The 16,737-nt window shown below is 66.9% G+C and carries 19 protein-coding genes; 10 read left to right on the top strand and 9 right to left on the bottom strand.

The genetic code is table 11. The annotated features are described in order from the left end of the window. The first annotated feature begins 158 nt into the window (after positions 1 to 158). Positions 159 to 350, top strand: coding sequence for a hypothetical protein (locus GQY20_RS14480; protein ID WP_157217806.1), 192 nt, complete (start codon positions 159 to 161; stop codon positions 348 to 350). Positions 351 to 352: 2 nt separating this feature from the next. On the opposite strand, the gene GQY20_RS14485 is transcribed toward GQY20_RS14480, so the two are convergent. Both GQY20_RS14485 and GQY20_RS14490 read right to left on the bottom strand, forming a co-directional pair. After that, the gene (locus tag GQY20_RS14485) at positions 353 to 1,750 is read right to left on the bottom strand and encodes a sensor histidine kinase (protein WP_157217807.1); all 1,398 of its coding nucleotides are present in this window, start codon (positions 1,748 to 1,750) and stop codon (positions 353 to 355) included. After that, complete coding sequence (locus tag GQY20_RS14490; RefSeq protein WP_157217808.1) at positions 1,740 to 2,417, bottom strand: response regulator transcription factor; 678 nt, start codon at positions 2,415 to 2,417, stop codon at positions 1,740 to 1,742. Before GQY20_RS14490 ends, GQY20_RS14485 begins: the two co-directional genes overlap by 11 nt. 363 nt (positions 2,418 to 2,780) lie before the next feature. On the opposite strand from GQY20_RS14490, the gene GQY20_RS14495 reads away from it, so the two are divergent. The 3 genes from GQY20_RS14495 (at position 2,781) to GQY20_RS14505 (ending at position 6,223) form a co-directional block, all read left to right on the top strand. Beyond that, positions 2,781 to 4,400 (top strand): hypothetical protein, encoded by a 1,620-nt coding sequence (locus tag GQY20_RS14495; RefSeq protein ID WP_157217809.1) that lies wholly within the window; start codon positions 2,781 to 2,783, stop codon positions 4,398 to 4,400. Between the two features lie 353 nt (positions 4,401 to 4,753). Beyond that, entirely contained in the window at positions 4,754 to 5,845 is a 1,092-nt protein-coding gene (locus tag GQY20_RS14500; protein ID WP_157217810.1) for an aspartyl protease family protein, read from the top strand. A 69-nt stretch (positions 5,846 to 5,914) separates the two neighbouring features. Then, the gene (locus tag GQY20_RS14505; protein WP_157217811.1) at positions 5,915 to 6,223 is read left to right on the top strand and encodes a hypothetical protein; all 309 of its coding nucleotides are present in this window, start codon (positions 5,915 to 5,917) and stop codon (positions 6,221 to 6,223) included. Positions 6,224 to 6,253: 30 nt separating this feature from the next. On the opposite strand, the gene GQY20_RS14510 is transcribed toward GQY20_RS14505, so the two are convergent. Together GQY20_RS14510 and GQY20_RS14515 are read right to left on the bottom strand one after the other, a co-directional pair. After that, a complete protein-coding gene (locus GQY20_RS14510; protein WP_157217812.1) occupies positions 6,254 to 6,871 on the bottom strand; it encodes a DUF938 domain-containing protein in 618 nt (205 codons plus the stop codon). Positions 6,872 to 7,141: 270 nt separating this feature from the next. Then, positions 7,142 to 7,315, bottom strand: coding sequence for a hypothetical protein (locus GQY20_RS14515; protein ID WP_157217813.1), 174 nt, complete (start codon positions 7,313 to 7,315; stop codon positions 7,142 to 7,144). Positions 7,316 to 7,357: 42 nt separating this feature from the next. Here GQY20_RS14515 and GQY20_RS14520 point away from each other — a divergent pair, with 42 nt between their 5' ends. Both GQY20_RS14520 and GQY20_RS14525 read left to right on the top strand, forming a co-directional pair. Continuing rightward, positions 7,358 to 8,860, top strand: a complete 1,503-nt coding sequence (locus GQY20_RS14520) for a PepSY-associated TM helix domain-containing protein (RefSeq protein WP_157217814.1) — start codon at positions 7,358 to 7,360, stop codon at positions 8,858 to 8,860. Next, positions 8,857 to 9,189, top strand: coding sequence for a DUF3325 domain-containing protein (locus tag GQY20_RS14525; protein ID WP_157217815.1), 333 nt, complete (start codon positions 8,857 to 8,859; stop codon positions 9,187 to 9,189). Before GQY20_RS14520 ends, GQY20_RS14525 begins: the two co-directional genes overlap by 4 nt. A 3-nt stretch (positions 9,190 to 9,192) precedes the next feature. On the opposite strand, the gene cobU is transcribed toward GQY20_RS14525, so the two are convergent. Beyond that, positions 9,193 to 9,714: a bifunctional adenosylcobinamide kinase/adenosylcobinamide-phosphate guanylyltransferase gene (gene cobU / locus GQY20_RS14530; RefSeq protein WP_157217816.1), complete on the bottom strand. Its 522-nt coding sequence runs from the start codon at positions 9,712 to 9,714 to the stop codon at positions 9,193 to 9,195. 87 nt (positions 9,715 to 9,801) lie between these two features. Here cobU and GQY20_RS14535 point away from each other — a divergent pair, with 87 nt between their 5' ends. The 4 genes from GQY20_RS14535 to GQY20_RS14550 all read left to right on the top strand — a co-directional run bounded on the left by GQY20_RS14535 (position 9,802) and on the right by GQY20_RS14550 (position 13,762). Then, on the top strand, positions 9,802 to 10,788 hold the full coding sequence (locus tag GQY20_RS14535) for an aminotransferase class I/II-fold pyridoxal phosphate-dependent enzyme (protein ID WP_157217817.1): 987 nt from the start codon (positions 9,802 to 9,804) through the stop codon (positions 10,786 to 10,788). Continuing rightward, positions 10,781 to 11,719: an adenosylcobinamide-phosphate synthase CbiB gene (gene cbiB, locus GQY20_RS14540; RefSeq protein ID WP_157217818.1), complete on the top strand. Its 939-nt coding sequence runs from the start codon at positions 10,781 to 10,783 to the stop codon at positions 11,717 to 11,719. Before GQY20_RS14535 ends, cbiB begins: the two co-directional genes overlap by 8 nt. Further along, positions 11,707 to 13,170: a cobyric acid synthase gene (locus GQY20_RS14545; RefSeq protein WP_157217819.1), complete on the top strand. Its 1,464-nt coding sequence runs from the start codon at positions 11,707 to 11,709 to the stop codon at positions 13,168 to 13,170. Before cbiB ends, GQY20_RS14545 begins: the two co-directional genes overlap by 13 nt. 79 nt (positions 13,171 to 13,249) lie before the next feature. Beyond that, the gene (locus GQY20_RS14550) at positions 13,250 to 13,762 is read left to right on the top strand and encodes a TIGR00645 family protein (protein ID WP_232476053.1); all 513 of its coding nucleotides are present in this window, start codon (positions 13,250 to 13,252) and stop codon (positions 13,760 to 13,762) included. Between the two features lie 24 nt (positions 13,763 to 13,786). Here GQY20_RS14550 and cobS read toward each other — a convergent pair whose 3' ends face one another. From cobS to GQY20_RS14570, 4 genes are all read right to left on the bottom strand, one after another. Next, a complete protein-coding gene (gene cobS / locus GQY20_RS14555) occupies positions 13,787 to 14,500 on the bottom strand; it encodes an adenosylcobinamide-GDP ribazoletransferase (RefSeq protein WP_157217821.1) in 714 nt (237 codons plus the stop codon). Next, entirely contained in the window at positions 14,497 to 15,069 is a 573-nt protein-coding gene (locus GQY20_RS14560; protein WP_157217822.1) for a histidine phosphatase family protein, read from the bottom strand. Before GQY20_RS14560 ends, cobS begins: the two co-directional genes overlap by 4 nt. Continuing rightward, a complete protein-coding gene (gene cobT / locus GQY20_RS14565) occupies positions 15,066 to 16,082 on the bottom strand; it encodes a nicotinate-nucleotide--dimethylbenzimidazole phosphoribosyltransferase (protein ID WP_157217823.1) in 1,017 nt (338 codons plus the stop codon). Before cobT ends, GQY20_RS14560 begins: the two co-directional genes overlap by 4 nt. 216 nt (positions 16,083 to 16,298) lie before the next feature. After that, complete coding sequence (locus tag GQY20_RS14570; RefSeq protein WP_157217824.1) at positions 16,299 to 16,706, bottom strand: DUF1636 domain-containing protein; 408 nt, start codon at positions 16,704 to 16,706, stop codon at positions 16,299 to 16,301. Between the last annotated feature and the right edge of the window lie 31 nt (positions 16,707 to 16,737).

Consider the following 16,737-nt stretch of genomic DNA (forward strand, 5'->3'; position numbering starts at 1 on the left):
CCGGCTGGCGGGGTTTAGTGCCACATCGGTGTGCCGTCGACGAAGCCGTCAGTGATCGATTTCGCCGGCGGGAGCTAGTGAAATGAATTTCACTGCCTATTCGGATCGGAGTTGCTTCGATTTGGCAGAGATGGTCTAGGTCTGGAGCGGGATGATATTTGGAGTTGGAAGAATCTGAATCGAATCAAGTTCGTCATCCCAGCGAAAGCTGGGATCGCGTTCGACAAGGTGAAACGCTCGAAGAAGATAGCGATCCCAGCTTTCGCTGGGATGACGTATCAATCTATCGTCATCTCCTAATCGATCCTGACCGCAGTTTTTGCGAAGGCGGGCATGACGGCATGATTTGAGATCATTGCCTATCGTCATTCGTCGGGACATGCTGCCCGGTGTCCTGCCTGATCGGGCAACGGATGCGTACCAGCAGGCCGGGATGGGCATCGTCCAGTTCAAGACCGAAGCCATGGAGATGCATGATCGCGGCGACCACGCTGAGGCCCAGGCCGAGGCCGGGGATCTCCGCTGCGTCGGCTGCCCGATGGAAGCGGCGCAGCACGGCGTTGCGTTCGTCGGCGGCGATGCCGGGGCCGCTGTCGCGTACCTCGATGCGATTCCCGGTTTCGTCGCGGATCAGCGTGACGCCCACAATTCCGCCCGGCGGCGTGAACTTGAGTGCATTGTCGACGAGGTTGCTCAATGCCTCGAAGATCAGCTTTTCGTCACCGTGCACGGTCACGTCCATGCCGATGTCCAGCGACAGCATGATCGAGCCGTCCTCGGCGAGCGGTTCGTAGAGATCGCATATTCCGTGGAGAAGCGGGCCGAGCTGGACGGGGCCGAATGCTTCCTGCCGCCGTCCGGCCTCGAACTCCGATATGCGCAGCAGGGCGGCGAAGCGGCCCAGCACCTCTTCCAGGTCGGCCGACGCGAGATCGACGGCCGAGGCGAGGTCGGCGGGCAGACGGCCATCGTGGCGCACGCGGTCGAGCCGGTTCCTGAGATGGGTCAGCGGGGTGCGCAGATCGTGGGCGATGGCATCCGTCGCCTGCTTCACCTGTGCCACCACGCGACCGACTTCCTCGACCGTCGTGTTCACCGTCTCCGCGAGGAGGTCCAGTTCGTCGCCGCGGCCGAGGATCGGCATGCGCATGTCGAGATTGCCGGCGCCGATTTCGCGGCAGGCGCTTTGCAGATCGCGCACGCGGCGCAACGGCGCGACGCTCAGTGCGATCGCGCTGGCGAAGACGAGCGCGGCGATCGAGAGCCCGCTGACGATCAATATGGCGAGCACGCGCTGGCGCAGATCGGCGAAGGGAGTGATATCGCGCCCGATATACAGCGTCTCCCCACTGTCCGTGCGGATCGCCAGCAAGCGCAGTGGCCGGGGGAGGCCGGGTCGGGGTGCGATGTCGACCGGCTTGTCGAGGCGCAGATCGGATGGCGGCTCGATATTGCCGATCACGATCCTGCCGCTCCGGTCGCGCAGCGCCAGATAGTTGAGCGCGCTGGTGTTGTAATCCAGCTCCGTGCGCAGCCGCTGGACCAGCATGGCAGGCGGTATTTCGGAGAGCTGGGCGGCCTTGAGGCGCAGGATGCGATCGCTGCGCGCATTCAGCTCGTGCGCGGTGAGGCCGTAGATCAGGCCGAGAAGGGCCGCGACGCCGATCGTGAATATGACACCGAACAGCACCGTCAGACGGAAGGTGCTCGTGCTCCGGATGTCCCGCAGCCGCAGCCTGTCAGACAGCATTGAGGCGATAGCCTTCACCTTTCACCGTCGTGATGATCGACGGACGGCCGGGCCGGTCCAGCTTCTTGCGGAGTCGGGCGATGTGCACGTTGATGAGATTGGCGCCCGGATCGAAATAATAACCCCATACCTGCTCGAAGATGATCCTCCGGCTCACGACGCTGCCCTGGTGACGCGCGAGAAATTCCAGCAGCCTGAACTCCAGATGCAGCAGGCGCACGGGCTCCTGATCCACATACACCTTACGGCGGATGAGGTCGATCTCGACCGCGCCCGCCTGCAATATGGCGCTTTCCGCGGGATCCGTGCGTCGCCGCAGCAGCACCTCGACGCGCATTGCCATTTCCGAGGCGGCGAAGGGCTTCACCAGATAATCGTCGCCGCCAGCGCGCAGCCCGGCGATGCGCTCGTCGACGTCGCTGAGCGCGCTGATCATCAGCACGGGCACCATCACGCGCCGCTCGCGCAGCCGGGAGACCAAGGTGAGCCCGTCAATGCCCGGCAGCATGCGATCGAGCGTGATCGCATCGAACGGTTCGCGGATCGCACGATCGAGCGCTTCGGTGCCATTGCCGACACGGGTCACCTTGTGGCCGTGGGCTGCGAGCTCCGTGCTGATTTCAAGGGCGGTCGGTTCGTCGTCCTCGACGACCAGGATGCGTGACATGGGCTTAACAGGACCTCGTGCGGCAGGACGCGCGGCAAACGACCGTGCACATCTTGTCGTCCAGCCGGTTGCCCGGTCGAAGGTCGAAAACCAACATAGCGTTCCGATAGCGCTGCAATGCGCTCTTGTCATCAAAGCATATGCAATGAATCGATCGCCGGATGTCAGGTGAAATTAATTTCACTACGAATATTCATCGATCGATTTCCAGGTGAAATTAATTTCACTGCATCAAGGTTCGGCGGAATTACGGCGATAAAATACCGTGTGAACTTCTCTAAAAATTAAATGTAATATTAGTGTAACAACATAAACTTATCGGCGACGTCGGTCACTACACCTCACTAAAAAGGGCGAAGATATATGAATATCCGGGTGGCATTGTTTGCCGCTGTCGCATCCACGTGCCTGTTCGATGCGCAGGCTTTCGCGGCAACGCATAAGTCGCTGCATGCAGCGGGCGTCTCTAACCGGGAGCTGTTGGACGAGGTTCGCGCGCTCCAGGCCGAAGTGCAGTCGCTGAAGGCGCAGGTTTCGGGGCAGGCGACCGAACAGGCGGATACGCGCCAGCAGATCCAGGCGACGCAGGATCAGGTTCATACGATCCAGACCGATCAGGCGGCCACGCAGACACAGCTCGCCGCGGTGCCTGCCACCGTGCAGGGCGAAGTCGCGAAGGCGACCGAAAAGGCGCATCATGCCGACAAATTCTACTATCGCGGGCTCACCATCACGCCGGGCGGGTTCCTCGAACTGGCCGGCATGTATCGCCAGCATTTCCAGGGCAACGACATGGCGTCCAGCTTCGCCATACCGTTCCCGAACAACCGCGCCTCGCATGAGTCCGAAGGCCGCTTCTCAGCCCGCCAGAGCCGCCTGTCCTTCCTGGCCGAAGGTGCGGTCAATCCGTCCGTGAAGCTGGCCATGTACGGCGAGTTCGATTTCCTCGGCGGCGCGCAGACCGCCAATTCCAACGAGAGCAACAGCTTCAACCCGCGCATCCGCAACCTCTATGGATCGATCGACTGGACGCGCGGCGATCATGGCTGGCATCTGCTGGCCGGGCAGAACTGGTCGCTGGTGACGATGAACACCAAGGGCATCACGCCGCGCAACGAGCTGACCCCGCCGCAGATCGATGCGCAATATGTGCCCGGCTTCGTCTGGGCGCGGCAGCCGCAGGTCCGCCTGACCGGCGATTTCCTGGATCATCGCCTGTGGGTGGCCGTTTCGGCCGAAAATCCGCAGACCACTTTCGGCGGTACGGTGCCCTCCACCGTCACCAACGTAGTGAGTGCGGGCTCTGGCTTCGATGCGGCCAACTCCCTCTCGATCAACCACGTGCCGGATTTTGTCGGCAAGGTCGCTTATGAGGGCGAGATTGCGGGACACAGCCTGCATATCGAGGGCTTCGGTCTCGTCCGGAACTTCGATGCGCATCTCAATGGTGGCGGTAGCACGACCGGACATGGCTATGGCTATGGCGGCGGCATCGTCTTTCAGGTCGTTCCGCATCTGCTTGACGCCCAATTCTCCGGCATGACCGGCAAGGGCATCGGTCGCTATGGCTCGGCGCAGCTTCCGGACGTAACCTTCGCGGCGGACGGGCGGATCCATCCGATCAACGAATATATGCTGCTCGCCGGGCTCACGCTGCATGCGACGAAGGCGCTCGACATATATGGGTTCGCCGGTGAGGAGCAGCAGGAGCGCAAGCTGCTCGGCGGCGCCTATGGCATCGGCCTGCCGACCGCCGACAATAGCGGCTGCTTCATCGAGGGCGGCGCCTGCGGCGGCAACAGCCGCCGGGTGCGGCAGCTCACCGCCGGCGTCTGGGACAAATTCTATCAAGGGCCGTTCGGCCGCGCCCAGATCGGCCTCCAATACAGCTACACGCAGCGCCAACTCTTCGTGGGTGTCGGCGGAGCACCGCATGCAAGCCAGAACATGGCCTTCGTCAGCTTCCGCTATTATCCCTTCTGATGAAACGGAAGGCCCGGATTCCTGGCGCGCATCCGGGCCCCGTAAGCCGCCATAAGGGTTGGGACGGCAGTGAAAGGAATTTCACTTTCCCGATCCGAAATGAAGTCTCATATCCATTCTCGTTCAAAGGAGAGGGGCTACCAACAGGGCGATGCAAAGTCGTTCTGTCCCCGGCGACAGAAAATTGTCGATGATCACTTCATTATCGGCCGGAATATTAGCTCCGGTCTGCGGAGAATAGTGTGTCCAGCGTCTCTCGTCGTGAGGCTCTCTTGCAGTTTGGGGCCGGTGTCGGGGCTTTCGCTTTAGCCGGTCAGGCAAAGGCCGCCTTCAACGGCCCTCTCGGCCGCGGCATGAGAGATGGTGCGGTCGGCGCGTGGCATGGGCTGGATCTGGCTACCAGCCGCTATCTGACCCTGCCGGCCCGGCTCAACGGCCGGCCGTTCCGCGCGATGCTCGACAGCGGGGCCAGCCGCAGCGTCGTCCGCCACGATCTCGCACTCGATCTCGATCTGCCCTATGTCGGCGCCGTCGTTGCGACCACCTTCACCCAGGACATGACGGGCACGCTCTACCGGCTCGACGATCTCGAGCTGGATGCCGCGACCTTCCACCATGTCGATATCTCGAGCTACGATCTGTCTCCAGTCGAGGGGATGGCGGGTACCAGCATTCCGGTCGTGCTCGGCCAGGACGTGCTGCGCGCGGTGGATCTCGACGTCGAGTTCGGCAAGGATCGCGCCCGCTTCCTGTCACCGTACACAGCAACGGGCGGAGAGAATTTTACCCGGATCGGGCTTCAAGGAAGCAGCCGCAATTTTCCGAGCGTGCCGATCACGCTCGAAGACCATATCCATGATCACGCCATCGTCGATCTCGGCAGCGACGTACCGCTCACCATGTCGCGGGATTTTGCCGAGCATTTCCGCATGCTGCGCGATCGTCCCGTGTCGACCAGCATGACCTATGGCCTCGAAGGCGCTTCGGTCAGCCAGATCATGACGCTGCGCGAGGCGCGGATCGGGCCATTCCGTCTGGCCAACGTGCCGACCTGCGTGATCGAAGATTGGGAGTTTGCCGAACCCCTCGCGCTCGGCTGGCCGATGCTCGCCCAATTCGACACGCGGCTCAGCCTCGGACGTAACCTCCTTCTCCTGAAGGCCGACGAAGGCCGTTACGGCCAGGCTTTTCCGAAGGACCGGTCGGGGCTCGGCGCGCAGCGGCGATCCGATCATATCCTGATCCGCCATGTCGCGCTGAACAGTCCGGCCGGCCGGGCCGGGCTCAAGGAAGGCGACAGCATCGTCGCGGTGGACGGCCGCGCGGTCGATACTAGCTATCCCGCGCCAGGCCTTCGTCTCGGCGGCCAGACGGCGGGAACGCGGCTGACGCTCACGCTGGCGGATGGCCGCGTCGTGCCGCTGGTTCTGGCCGACTATTTCTAAGGCCGCCCTCCGATGGGGACAGCGCTCGGCGCTTGACGTTGTGCGGGGGCTGGCGCCAAGTCTGCCGCCATGAAACGAGTCGTCCTGATCGCCCTAGCGCTCGCCGGCTGCGCGACCGTGTCGGACATCCGCCAGAAGCAACCGGTCGAAACCTTTCATACCGACAAGGATCCGGCGAAGGTTACGAAGTGCATCGCCGACACGCTGGAAGGCGTCGGCACGCCGCGCGTCATCCAGGCCGAGCATGAGACGATCCTGAGCTTTCGTCAGGGGCAGACCGCGACGATCATGTTCTCGATCACGCCCTACGGCACGATCAACGTGCGCCGCCTGCATCGCGTCGTCCCCTATCATGACGCGATCGCCCGCTGCATCTGAACCGCTTCGATAAAGCGCGGCGCAAGCCGTTCAGGCGAGCTTGCGATAGAGTATGGAGATGTTGTTGGCGGGCATTTCGATGACATGCGCGGCGCCGAAGCCATGATCGGCGGCCAGCGCGCTGACGTCGTCGAGCAGACGCAGGCCCCAGCGCGGGTCGCGGCGGCGCAGATCCTCGTCAAACGCTTCGTTGCTCGGAGCGGTGACCATGCCGGTCCGGCGATATGGCCCGTAGAGATAGAGCAGGCCGCCGTCCGGTAGCCGCGCGGCGGCACCGGCGATCAGCCCCTTCGTCGCGGCCCAAGGGCTGATATGCACCATGTTGATGCACAGGATCGCTTCCACCGGTCCGATCGGCCACGCGTCATCGGCCGCGTCGAGCGCGATCGGGGGAAGGATCGCGGGCAGTTCCTCCGCCCGTGTCCAGGCCGCGACGGACGCGCGCGCGTCGGGCGAAGGATCCGACGGCTGCCATCGCAGATGGGGCAGGGCGCGGGCGAAATGGACGATGTGCTCGCCGCTGCCGCTCGCGATCTCCAGCACGGTTCCCGACGCCGGCAGTTCCGCACGGAGCACGTCCAGGATCGGATCGCGGTTGCGGGCTGTCGCGGGAGCGATGCGGCGTGCGTCGGTGGGGATGGCGGACATGGCTGGCTCGGCTTTCCTGCAGACCAATGTGCTATGCCGTCCGCCCAGCCCCGGGGTCAATGCCGGTCGCCCGACGGCGAAGGTGCGCGGAGCGCACCAGCTGTCGACCGGAAATCGCCATGCCCGTGCCGGATAAATGCCGTTAAGAGACACCCAGCAGCCGCATCGATCGATCCTGGAGCCTGTGACCTGAATGGCCCGCCCTGAGCCCCGTTCCCTCGCCTACCGCCTCGCCGTCGCCTCACGCGTCGTGGCGGCGCTGATAGGGGGCTATGGCGCCGCGGCCGCGGTGGCGATGGCTTCGGCACGCTGGTTGCCGTTGTCGCGCGCCGAAGCGGCGACGGCGGCCACGCTGATCGCGATGCTGGCCTTGCCCGCGGTCGTCATCTGGGTATTCGCCGCGCGCAGCGCCTGGCGTGCCTGGGCCGGGCCGATCGCCGTCATCGTGCTGGCCGTCCTGGCGGCATGGGCCGCAGGCGGCCCGCGATGAAGACCGGCTTTCGTCAGTCCATGGCGTGGCTGCACGCATGGGGCGGGCTGATCTTCGGCTGGCTACTCTTCGCCATGGCAGCCACCGGCACGGCGAGCGTCTTCAAGTCCGAGATTTCGGACTGGATGCGTCCTGAAGTGCGCATGCGCACCGATCCGGTGGATGCCGTCGCAGCGGCCATTCGCTACCTCTCCGTCGCCGCGCCTGCGTCGAGCGGGTGGTATATGGACGCGCCGGACGACCGGTTGGCGGCGACCATCGCTACCTATGACGTCAAAGATGCGAACGGCGCGGACGAGTATCGGCTGGCCGCGCTCGATCCGGTCACCGGGCGTCCCGATGCGATCCGCGACACGCTCGGCGGGGAATTCTTCTATCGCTTCCACTTCGAGCTGCAATTGCCCTATCCATGGGGGCGCATCCTCGCCTCGGCGGCCGGCATGCTGATGCTGGTCGTGCTGATCAGCGGGATCGCCACCCACCGGCGCATCTTCGCCGATTTCTTCACGATGCGGCCTGGAAAGGGCAAGCGATCCTGGCTGGACGCCCATAATGTACTGGGCGTGCTGGCGCTGCCCTTTCACCTGATGATCAGCTTCACCGGCGTGCTGACCCTGATCACGCTTACCCTCCCCTGGGCGATCACCGCCAATTATGGCGCGGACACCGCGCGGGCCTTCGCGGATCTGGATCCGGGCTATTATACGCGGCCGCGCGCCGGCAGGCCGGCGCCGCTCGGCGACCTGCGCGCCATGCTGACTGATGCGCGTGCCCGCTTCGGCGGTGACGCGATCGGGCGTGTGACGGTGGAGAACCCCAATGATGCCGGCGCCGTGCTTCTCGTCTATCGCAACGACAGCAACGGCGTCGGCTATGACGGCGGGGTTGCCGCCTATGACGCGGTGACCGGCAGGCTGCTATCCGCCTATGCCGAGCAGAGACCGGCCAAGAGCCTCTACAATCTGCTCTACGGGCTGCACATGGGGCGGTTCGCGCCCAGCTTCTCGCGCTGGCTCTACTTTCTCTGCGGCCTTGCGCTTTCGGCGACGATCGCCACCGGCCTGCTGCTCTGGACGATCGGGCGAGAGAAGGAAGGGGGGCTGGGCAACGCGTTCGTCGCCCGGTTCACCGTCGGCGCGACGGGTGGGCTGCCGCTCGCCATGGCGGGTTTCTTCCTCGCCAATCGCATCCTGCCGGTGACGCTCACGGGACGGCAGGATGCCGAGGTGCATGTCTTTTTCCTGGTCTGGGGCCTGGCGACGCTCTTCGGTCTGCTGCGCCGTCCGGCGCGCGCCTGGATCGAGATCGTCGCGCTCACCGCCTGTGCCTGGCTGGCGCTGCCTCTGGTATCGGCCGTCACCGTCGGGCTGCCGTACGATATCGTCGGTCTCGGTTTCGACGGAGTCGCCTTGGCTCTCGGCGGCGCGTTCGTCGCGGCCATTCCGCCGATGCTGCGCAAGCTGCGCACTGTCCCCAAGCTGCGCGAGCGTCGCACGTGACGCCGCTGATCAGCCTGCTCTTCGCCCTCGCCGGTCTTGCCAGCCTGGCTCTCGCCATGCCGCGCCATGCCGCACAGGCGAAGCTTGGTGCGCTGTGGGTGGCCCGTGCGCCCTGGCTGCGCGGCTGCGGCTGGGCAGCGCTGGGATTCTCGCTGCTCGTCCGCCTGGCCCGGCCGGACTGGCGAACCGGGCTGATCGAGTGGATCGGCGAGGCCGGCCTTGCCGCGGCGATCGTCGTGGTCGTCCTGATGCGGCGTCCGCAGCTGCTGCGCGGGCTTCCCGCGGTCGTTCTGCTGATGGTGCCGATTGCCGCGCTGCTGCTGCGCTGATCCCTATTTGAGGCGCAGCGGGAGGCCGGCCGCGACGAACTGCACCTCGTCGGCCACGGCTGCGATCTCCTGGTTGATCCGGCCGGCAATATCGCGGAAGCGACGGGCCAGCGTATTGTCCGGCACGATGCCGAGACCGACCTCGTTGGAAACGAGCATCACGGGGCCCGCCGCTCCGCGCAGCGCCTCGGCCATCAGGCCGGTTTCCAGCGCGGCGTCCCGTTCGGCGAACATCAGATTCGATGCCCAGAGCGTGAGGCAGTCGATCAGCAGGACCCGGCCGGCCCTGGCCTCGGCTGCTACCGTGGCGGCCAGATCGATCGGCGCTTCGATCGTTCGCCAGCGTGGCCCGCGATCGGCTTGGTGTCGTGCGATCCGATCGCGCATTTCGGCGTCCTGAGCCTGAGCCGTCGCGACATAGACGAGATCGCCGGCCAGCGCCTCGGCGCGCATCTGCGCATAGCGGCTCTTGCCGGAGCGGGTGCCACCAAGAACGAACAGGGAGGAGGCCGGCCGGGACGTCATGTCCGTCGCTGTAACGGGCAAGATCGGGGTTGTCGCGTGCGCCGGGACAGGCAAGAGCAATCCGCGTCGGGATCGGAGAAGAATGCGTTGCGCGAGTGGACGTTTCATGGAGGGAGGATCGGCCAGGCGCGGCAGGTCTATGGTCATCCGCAGGCCGCGTGGCTCGATCTCTCCACCGGCATCAATCCGCACAGCTGGCCGGGTGCCGGGGCTGTCGCGGTGGATTGGCGGGCCTTGCCGGACGAACAGGCGCTCGCGGATCTCGAGGCGGCCGCCGCGGCCCGTTTCGGCGCGGATCCGGCTTTTGTCTGCGCGCTGCCGGGAACGGAGATCGGCCTGCGGCTGCTCGGCACGGTGCTGCCTCCCGGCGGCGCCCATGTCGCTCCCGCCTATCGGAGCCATGCCGATGCCCTGACGGACGGCCGCGGCATCGCGCCGGAGCATATGGAGCAGGCGGTGCGGGCCGGCGCGTCGCTGCTCCTCGCCAATCCCAACAATCCCGACGGTCGCATCACGCCGCCCGAGCGGCTGCACGCGCTGCTGCGCGATCTGGCGCCGGGGCGGCACCTGATCGTCGACGAGGCGTTCGCCGACGCCCAACCGGAAATCAGCCTCGCCGGCCATGTCGGCGATGGGGTGCCGCTCGTCCTCTTTCGCTCGTTCGGCAAATATTTCGGTCTGGCGGGCGTCCGGCTCGGCTTCGTGCTGGCGCCGCGTCCGATCATCGCCGCCTATCGGGCGCGGCTGGGCAGCTGGCCGGTCTCCGCCGCGGCGATCGCCATCGGCGCGGCCGCCTATCGGGATGCCCGCTGGATCGACGCGATGCGCACGCGTCTTGCCGAGGATGCTGCCAGGCTCGACGCCTTGCTTGCCCGCCATGGATATGCCGCGACAGGCGCCTCGCCGCTGTTTCGCCTGATCCGCACGCCGGATGCGGCCGTGCTGTTCGACCGGCTCGCCCGTGCCGCCATCCTGACCCGTCCGTTCGATCACGATCCCGATGTGCTGCGCTTCGGCCTGCCGGGCAGCGAGGCGGCCTTCGCGCGTCTCGATCGGGCGCTCGCCGATGGCTGAACCCATCGCCCTGCTTGCGCTGGCGATCGACGCCGCGATCGGCTGGCCGGCTCCGCTCTATCGCCGTATCGGCCACCCGGTGGGCCTCTTCGCGCGCTTCATCGGCGGCTGCGAACGGCTCTGGAATCATCGCTCCTTCGGTGAGGGCACCCGCCGGGTCGCGGGTGTCGTCACCGTCCTGCTGCTGCTCCTGATCGCGGCGGGCGGCGGGCTGGCGCTGCAATTTCTTCTGGTCGACCGGCTCGGCGGCTGGGCGTGGCCGTTCATCGGCCTGCTGGCAGCCCCGGGGCTCGCCCAGCGCAGCCTCAACGATCATGTCCGGCCCGTCGCCGCGGCTTTGGGCCGGGGCGATCTGCCGGCCGCACGCCGTGCGGTCGCGATGATCGTCGGCCGCGATACCGGCGCGCTGGACGAGGCGGGCGTGAGCCGGGCGGCGATCGAGAGCCTGTCCGAAAGCATCTGCGATGGCGTGGTCGCGCCCTGCTTCTGGCTGCTGCTGCTCGGCCTGCCTGGGATCTGGGCCTATAAGGCGATCAATACGGCGGACAGCCTGATCGGCCATCACGAGGAGCGCTGGCGCGCTTTCGGCTGGGCGGCGGCGCGCACCGACGATCTGCTCAACCTCCTTCCGGCGCGGATCTCCGGTCTGCTCATCTGCCTCGCCGGGCCGGGTGGCTGGCGCATCATGCTGCGCGATGCGCGCCGCCATGCCTCACCCAATGCGGGCTGGCCCGAGGCGGCGATGGCGGGCGTGCTCGGGCTGCGCCTGGCGGGGCCGATCGCCTATGACGGCATCGCGCATCTGAAGCCGTGGATCGGGGAGGGCCGCATCACGGCGCGCGGGGCGGACATCGAGCGTGCGCTGATCGTCTATCGTCGGGCCTGCCTGCTGCTGTGGATCGTCGCGGGAGGCGTGGCATGGGTGCTTTGATGCTGCAGGGCACCGGTTCGGACGTGGGCAAGTCGGTTCTCGTCGCGGGCCTCTGCCGCGCGCTCGTCCGGCGCGGCCATTCGGTCCTGCCGTTCAAGCCGCAGAACATGTCGAACAATGCAGCCGTCACCGCGGATGGCGGCGAGATCGGCCGCGCGCAGGCGCTGCAGGCGATTGCCTGCGGGGCCGAACCGCATAGCGACATGAATCCCGTGCTGCTGAAGCCGCAGGCCGACCGCACCTCGCAGCTCATCGTCGGCGGACGGGTGCGCGGCACGCTCGGTGCCGGCAATTTCCGCGCGGCGCGGGGTGCTCTGCTCGGCGAGGTGCTGGAGAGCTACCGGCGCCTTCGTGCGCGCGCGGATATCGTGGTGGTCGAAGGGGCGGGCTCGCCCGCCGAGATCAACCTGCGTGCCAGCGACATCGCCAATATGGGCTTCGCCCGAGCTGCGAATGTGCCTGTCGTGCTGATCGGCGACATCGATCGCGGCGGCGTGATCGCGGCCCTGGTCGGCACGCGCACGGTGGTCGATCCGGCCGATGCTGCGATGATCCGCGGCTTCGTCATCAACAAGTTCCGCGGTGATCCGGCGCTGTTCGAGGATGGCTACCGCCAGATCGAGGCGCTTTCCGGATGGCGCGGCTTCGGCGTCGTTCCCTGGCTGCCGGCGACGGCCCGCCTGCCGAGCGAGGATGCCGTGGTGCTGGAACGGACGGCAGCGGCGACTCGTGGCCGCCTGCTGATCGCCTGCCCGATCCTTCCGCGCATCTCCAATTTCGACGATCTCGATCCCCTGAAGCTCGAACCGGACGTGGAACTCGCCATGATTCCGCCCGGTCGGCCGATCCCGGCTGGCGCCGCGCTGGTCGTGCTGGCCGGATCCAAGGCGACGATCGCCGATCTCGCTGCACTTCGCGCGGAGGGCTGGGACGTCGATATCCGCGCCCATCATCGCCGCGGCGGCGCGATATTGGGGTTGTGCGGGGGCTATCAGATGCTCGGCCGGCGCATCGCCGATCCCCACGGCATGGAAGGGCCAGCGGGGTCTGCCGAAGGGCTGGGGCTGCTCGCGGTCGATACCGTGCTGAGCGCGCAAAAGGCGCTCCGCCCGGTCGCCGGCACGGCCCTCAGTGCGCGTTTCGAGGGGTATGAGATGCACATGGGCGAGACCGACGGGCCGGACACCGTGCGCCCGCTCGTCACCTTCGACGACGGCCGCATCGACGGGGCGATCAGCGCGGACGGCCTGGTGCTCGGCAGCTATGTCCATGGCCTGCTCGCGGATTCCCGGCAGCGCACGGCGCTGCTCGCGCGGATCGGCGGAACCGGAGCCGGCCGCGATTATCGCGTTTCGATCGATGCCGCGCTGGACGAGATCGCTGAGACTCTGGAGACGCACCTCGATATCGACGCGCTGGTGGCGATGGCGAAGGAGGCCGCCGGCGCCTGATCGCATTCCCCCGCGGTGGCACTGTCACACAGGGGCTGCTATGCGCATCTCATCATTAACAGAAGTTCATGATGAGGTTATGCGTCCGCTTTCCCAGCTCATTTTCGGAGCCCGCTGGCTCCAGCTCCCGCTCTATCTAGGCCTGATCGCCGCCCAGTGCGTTTACGTGTTCCTGTTCCTCAAGGAACTCGCCCATCTCGTCTCGCACGCGCCGAGCCTCAGCGAACAGCAGATCATGCTGGTGGTGCTGGGCCTGATCGACGTGGTGATGATCTCCAACCTGCTGATCATGGTGATCATCGGCGGCTATGAGACGTTCGTGTCGCGGCTCGGCCTCGAAGGGCATCCGGACCACCCGGAATGGCTCGGCCATGTCAACAGCGGCATCCTCAAGGTGAAGCTGGCGATGGCGATCATCGGCATCTCCTCCATCCATCTCCTGCGCACCTTCATCGAGGCGAGCGCGCTCGGCCTGCCGACCGCGCGCGTCACGGAAACCGGCGTGATGTGGCAGGCGATCATCCACTGCGCCTTCATCCTCTCGGCGATCGGAATCGCCTATGTCGATCGGATGACGCATACGAAGCATTGATCGGCGCGGAACCGGTCTGCCGCGTCAGCCGAACTGCAGCAGGAAAGTGGCGAGCAGGCCGGTCTCCACCATCTCGATCCCGGCGCCATGGGCGTCTCCCGAAATGCCGCCGAGCGTCCGCCGCACCTTGAGTCCCCAGGCCGCGATCAGCACAGGCGCCACGAGCAGGGCGGGAGCAAACCAGGCGGCGGCTGCGCAGGGGAGGCTCCACAGGATCACGTCGCGCCAGCGCACTGCGGCGCGAAAGCGCGATGCCAGTCCTTCGTGTAGCGGCGGTAGCCACAGCGTCCAGGCCAGCGGGCTGATGCGTGCGGCAAAGGGAATGAGGATCAGCACGGCGGGGGCGCCTGCCGCGACCAGACCGTGCAGCAGCACGAGCTTTGCGATCAGCTGAACCACGACCGCCACCACGCCGAAGCTGCCGACATGCGGATCCGCGAGCACCGCCAGCAGCCGCTCACGTCCCTTATGGATCGCGCCGTGAGCGTCGGCGAGATCGGCGAGCCCGTCGAGATGCAACGCGCCGGTCACGAGCACCCATGCCGCGAGTGCAGCCAGCGCTCCGGTCCAGGCGTCGATCCGCGCTCCACCCCAGGCGGCCGCGGCGAGGATGGCGCCGATCACGATGCCCGCCGCCGGAAACCAGCGCATCGATGCCGCGAAATCGCCTGCGTCCGCTTCCACGCGCGGCAGTGGTAGCCTGGTCAGGAATTGCAGCGCGAGTATCGGGCCTTTCATGGCCACAGACCGACGATCTGGCCGCTCCGCTGCGGGCCGGGCCAAAGGCGCAGGCTCAGCAGTGCGCCATAGGGCAGATCGAACGCCCAGAGCTGCGGCAGGGCGAAGCCGCAGAGCAGCGCCATTGCCGCGCGCATCGCGCCGCCATGGGTGACGACGAGCGCCGGACCGGCTGGCAACCCGTCGATCGCTGCGCCAACCCGTTCGCGCAGCGCGGACCAGCGTTCGCCGCCGGGTGGCGGCGCGGCATCGGGATCGCCCCAGAAGCGGCCGAGCGCACCGCGATCGATCTCGGCCGAGGCGCGGCCATCCCAGGCGCCGAAATCGAGTTCGCGCCAGCGCGGGTCGACGTGAAGGGGCATGCCGCACTCCGCGGCGATCGCTTCTCCCGCCTGCCGCGCCCGGGCGAGATCGGAGGCGATTATGGTCGCGGCGTCCAGCCCTTCCGCCTGGGCCATGCATGCGGCGATGCCCGCCGGGTTCGGCGGCTCGTCGGTGTGGCCGAGCATCAGGCCGGTCCGCATCGGCGCGCCGTGGCGCATCAGGTGAAGCAGGCGCGGCGCGCTCATCCGGCGTCCGACACGCCGGCCTCGGCGAAGGTTGCCATTCCGCCATGTGCGGCCAGCGCCGATCGGATGACCGCGACTGCGACCGCGGCGCCGCTGCCTTCGCCGAGCCGCATGTCGAGCGACAGCATCGGCTCCAGCCCGAGCCGCGCGAGCAGGCGGCGATGGCCCGGTTCGGCGGAGCGATGGCCGGCAAGGCAGTGGGCAACGATGCCGGGATGCACGGCGGCGATCGGCGCGATGCTCGCGCAGCAGATGAACCCGTCGAGAATGACTGCGACGCCGAGTTGCCGCGCGCGCAGGATCGCGCCTGCCATGGCTGCGATTTCGCGGCCGCCGAGCCGGCGCAGCGTCTCGAACGGGGTTTGCGGGGCGTCGCGGTGAAAGCCGATCGCCTGCTCGATCACCGCGATCTTGCGCGCGATGCCAACCTGCCCGACGCCGGTGCCCGGTCCCGTCCAGTCGGCGGCCGGACCGCCATAGGCGCGCGTGCAAAGAGCCGCCGCCGCGGTCGAATTGCCGATGCCCATCTCGCCGACGACGAGCAGGTCAAGGTCGGGTTCTACCACCGCTGCGCCCGCGGAAAGGGCGGCAAGGCACTCGGCTTCGGACAAGGCGGGGGCGACGGTGAAGTCCTGGGTCGGCATGTCGAGCGCCAGCGGGACGACGGTCAGCTCCAGCCCCGCGGCACGCGCAAGCGTGTTGATCGCCGCGCCGCCGGCCTCGAAATTGGTGACCATCTGGGCGGTCACCTCGGCGGGAAAGGCACTGACACCATGGGCGACGAAGCCATGATTGCCGGCGAACACCGCGGCACGACCGCGCTCCAGCAGCGGCCGTTCGCGTCCTTGCCAGCCGGCGAGGAAGATCGCGATCTCCTCCAGCCGGCCAAGCGATCCAGCCGGCTTGGTGAGCATCGCCTGCCGCGCGCGCGCGGCGGCGATCGCGGCGGGATCGGGAGCCGGCAGATCGCGCAGCGCCGCCTCGAAAGCGGTGCGGGTCGGGAAGGCAGTCATTTCAATTGTCTCCGGGAAACGTTCGCGTCGAGCCTGTTCGTTCGACGCGCATCCTCCTCCTCTGGAGAGGATCATTGCTTGCATCCACGTCATGCCAGCGGAAGCTGGCATCGCCCTCGAAAAGCACGCCGTTCGTGGTCGATAGTGATCCCAGCTTTCGCTGGGATGACGGTAGAGGTTTTGAAGCTGTCCTATCCGAGCTCGGTCGCGCTGGCTTCATTCCGCGACGAAGCCCGGCGGCGGCGTGCGGGTGATGAAATGACCCTTCACGCCTTGCGGCCAGCGCGCGAAGGGCACGCGGCCATGCTCGCTCGCCGCATATTCCACGGCATAGTCGAGCAGGGCGCGGGCGGCGTCCTCGTCGGGCGCGAAGCGGCCGAGCACATAGCCCACCTTGCCCGGCGCGCGCAGGTGCACGGTGCAATATTCGCTGCAGGCGAAGAGGCAGGGCATTTCTTGGACGGCGATGCCGGCATAGCGCGGATCGGCGGCCTGGACGGCACACAGGGCCTCCACCATGCGCGCGCCGCCGCGGCGCCCGTCCGCATCCTCACGTGCGTCTTTCGCATGGCGGCAGGTGTTGCAGGCGACGATGGCCGGGCCATCGGCGACGCGGGTCAGCATGGGCGGTCTCCCTCGATGATCGCTGGGCGCA

This window comes from Flavisphingomonas formosensis (genome assembly GCF_009755815.1).
GTDB classification, from domain to species: domain Bacteria; phylum Pseudomonadota; class Alphaproteobacteria; order Sphingomonadales; family Sphingomonadaceae; genus Flavisphingomonas; species Flavisphingomonas formosensis.

What these genes read in the sequence shown, in the direction of transcription:
- cobU (WP_157217816.1), bottom strand. Translation starts at nt 9,714, where the DNA reads ATGACGTCCCGGCCGGCCTCCTCCCTGTTCGTTCTTGGTGGCACCCGC.
- GQY20_RS14505 (WP_157217811.1), top strand. Translation starts at nt 5,915, where the DNA reads ATGAAACGAGTCGTCCTGATCGCCCTAGCGCTCGCCGGCTGCGCGACC.
- cobT (WP_157217823.1), bottom strand. Translation starts at nt 16,082, where the DNA reads ATGACTGCCTTCCCGACCCGCACCGCTTTCGAGGCGGCGCTGCGCGAT.
- GQY20_RS14500 (WP_157217810.1), top strand. Translation starts at nt 4,754, where the DNA reads ATGAGAGATGGTGCGGTCGGCGCGTGGCATGGGCTGGATCTGGCTACC.
- GQY20_RS14545 (WP_157217819.1), top strand. Translation starts at nt 11,707, where the DNA reads ATGGGTGCTTTGATGCTGCAGGGCACCGGTTCGGACGTGGGCAAGTCG.
- GQY20_RS14515 (WP_157217813.1), bottom strand. Translation starts at nt 7,315, where the DNA reads ATGACGGCGATCGGCCCGGCCCAGGCACGCCAGGCGCTGCGCGCGGCG.
- GQY20_RS14490 (WP_157217808.1), bottom strand. Translation starts at nt 2,417, where the DNA reads ATGTCACGCATCCTGGTCGTCGAGGACGACGAACCGACCGCCCTTGAA.
- GQY20_RS14550 (WP_232476053.1), top strand. Translation starts at nt 13,250, where the DNA reads ATGCGTCCGCTTTCCCAGCTCATTTTCGGAGCCCGCTGGCTCCAGCTC.
- cobS (WP_157217821.1), bottom strand. Translation starts at nt 14,500, where the DNA reads ATGAAAGGCCCGATACTCGCGCTGCAATTCCTGACCAGGCTACCACTG.
- GQY20_RS14485 (WP_157217807.1), bottom strand. Translation starts at nt 1,750, where the DNA reads ATGCTGTCTGACAGGCTGCGGCTGCGGGACATCCGGAGCACGAGCACC.
- cbiB (WP_157217818.1), top strand. Translation starts at nt 10,781, where the DNA reads ATGGCTGAACCCATCGCCCTGCTTGCGCTGGCGATCGACGCCGCGATC.
- GQY20_RS14570 (WP_157217824.1), bottom strand. Translation starts at nt 16,706, where the DNA reads ATGCTGACCCGCGTCGCCGATGGCCCGGCCATCGTCGCCTGCAACACC.
- GQY20_RS14520 (WP_157217814.1), top strand. Translation starts at nt 7,358, where the DNA reads ATGAAGACCGGCTTTCGTCAGTCCATGGCGTGGCTGCACGCATGGGGC.
- GQY20_RS14510 (WP_157217812.1), bottom strand. Translation starts at nt 6,871, where the DNA reads ATGTCCGCCATCCCCACCGACGCACGCCGCATCGCTCCCGCGACAGCC.
- GQY20_RS14495 (WP_157217809.1), top strand. Translation starts at nt 2,781, where the DNA reads ATGAATATCCGGGTGGCATTGTTTGCCGCTGTCGCATCCACGTGCCTG.
- GQY20_RS14560 (WP_157217822.1), bottom strand. Translation starts at nt 15,069, where the DNA reads ATGAGCGCGCCGCGCCTGCTTCACCTGATGCGCCACGGCGCGCCGATG.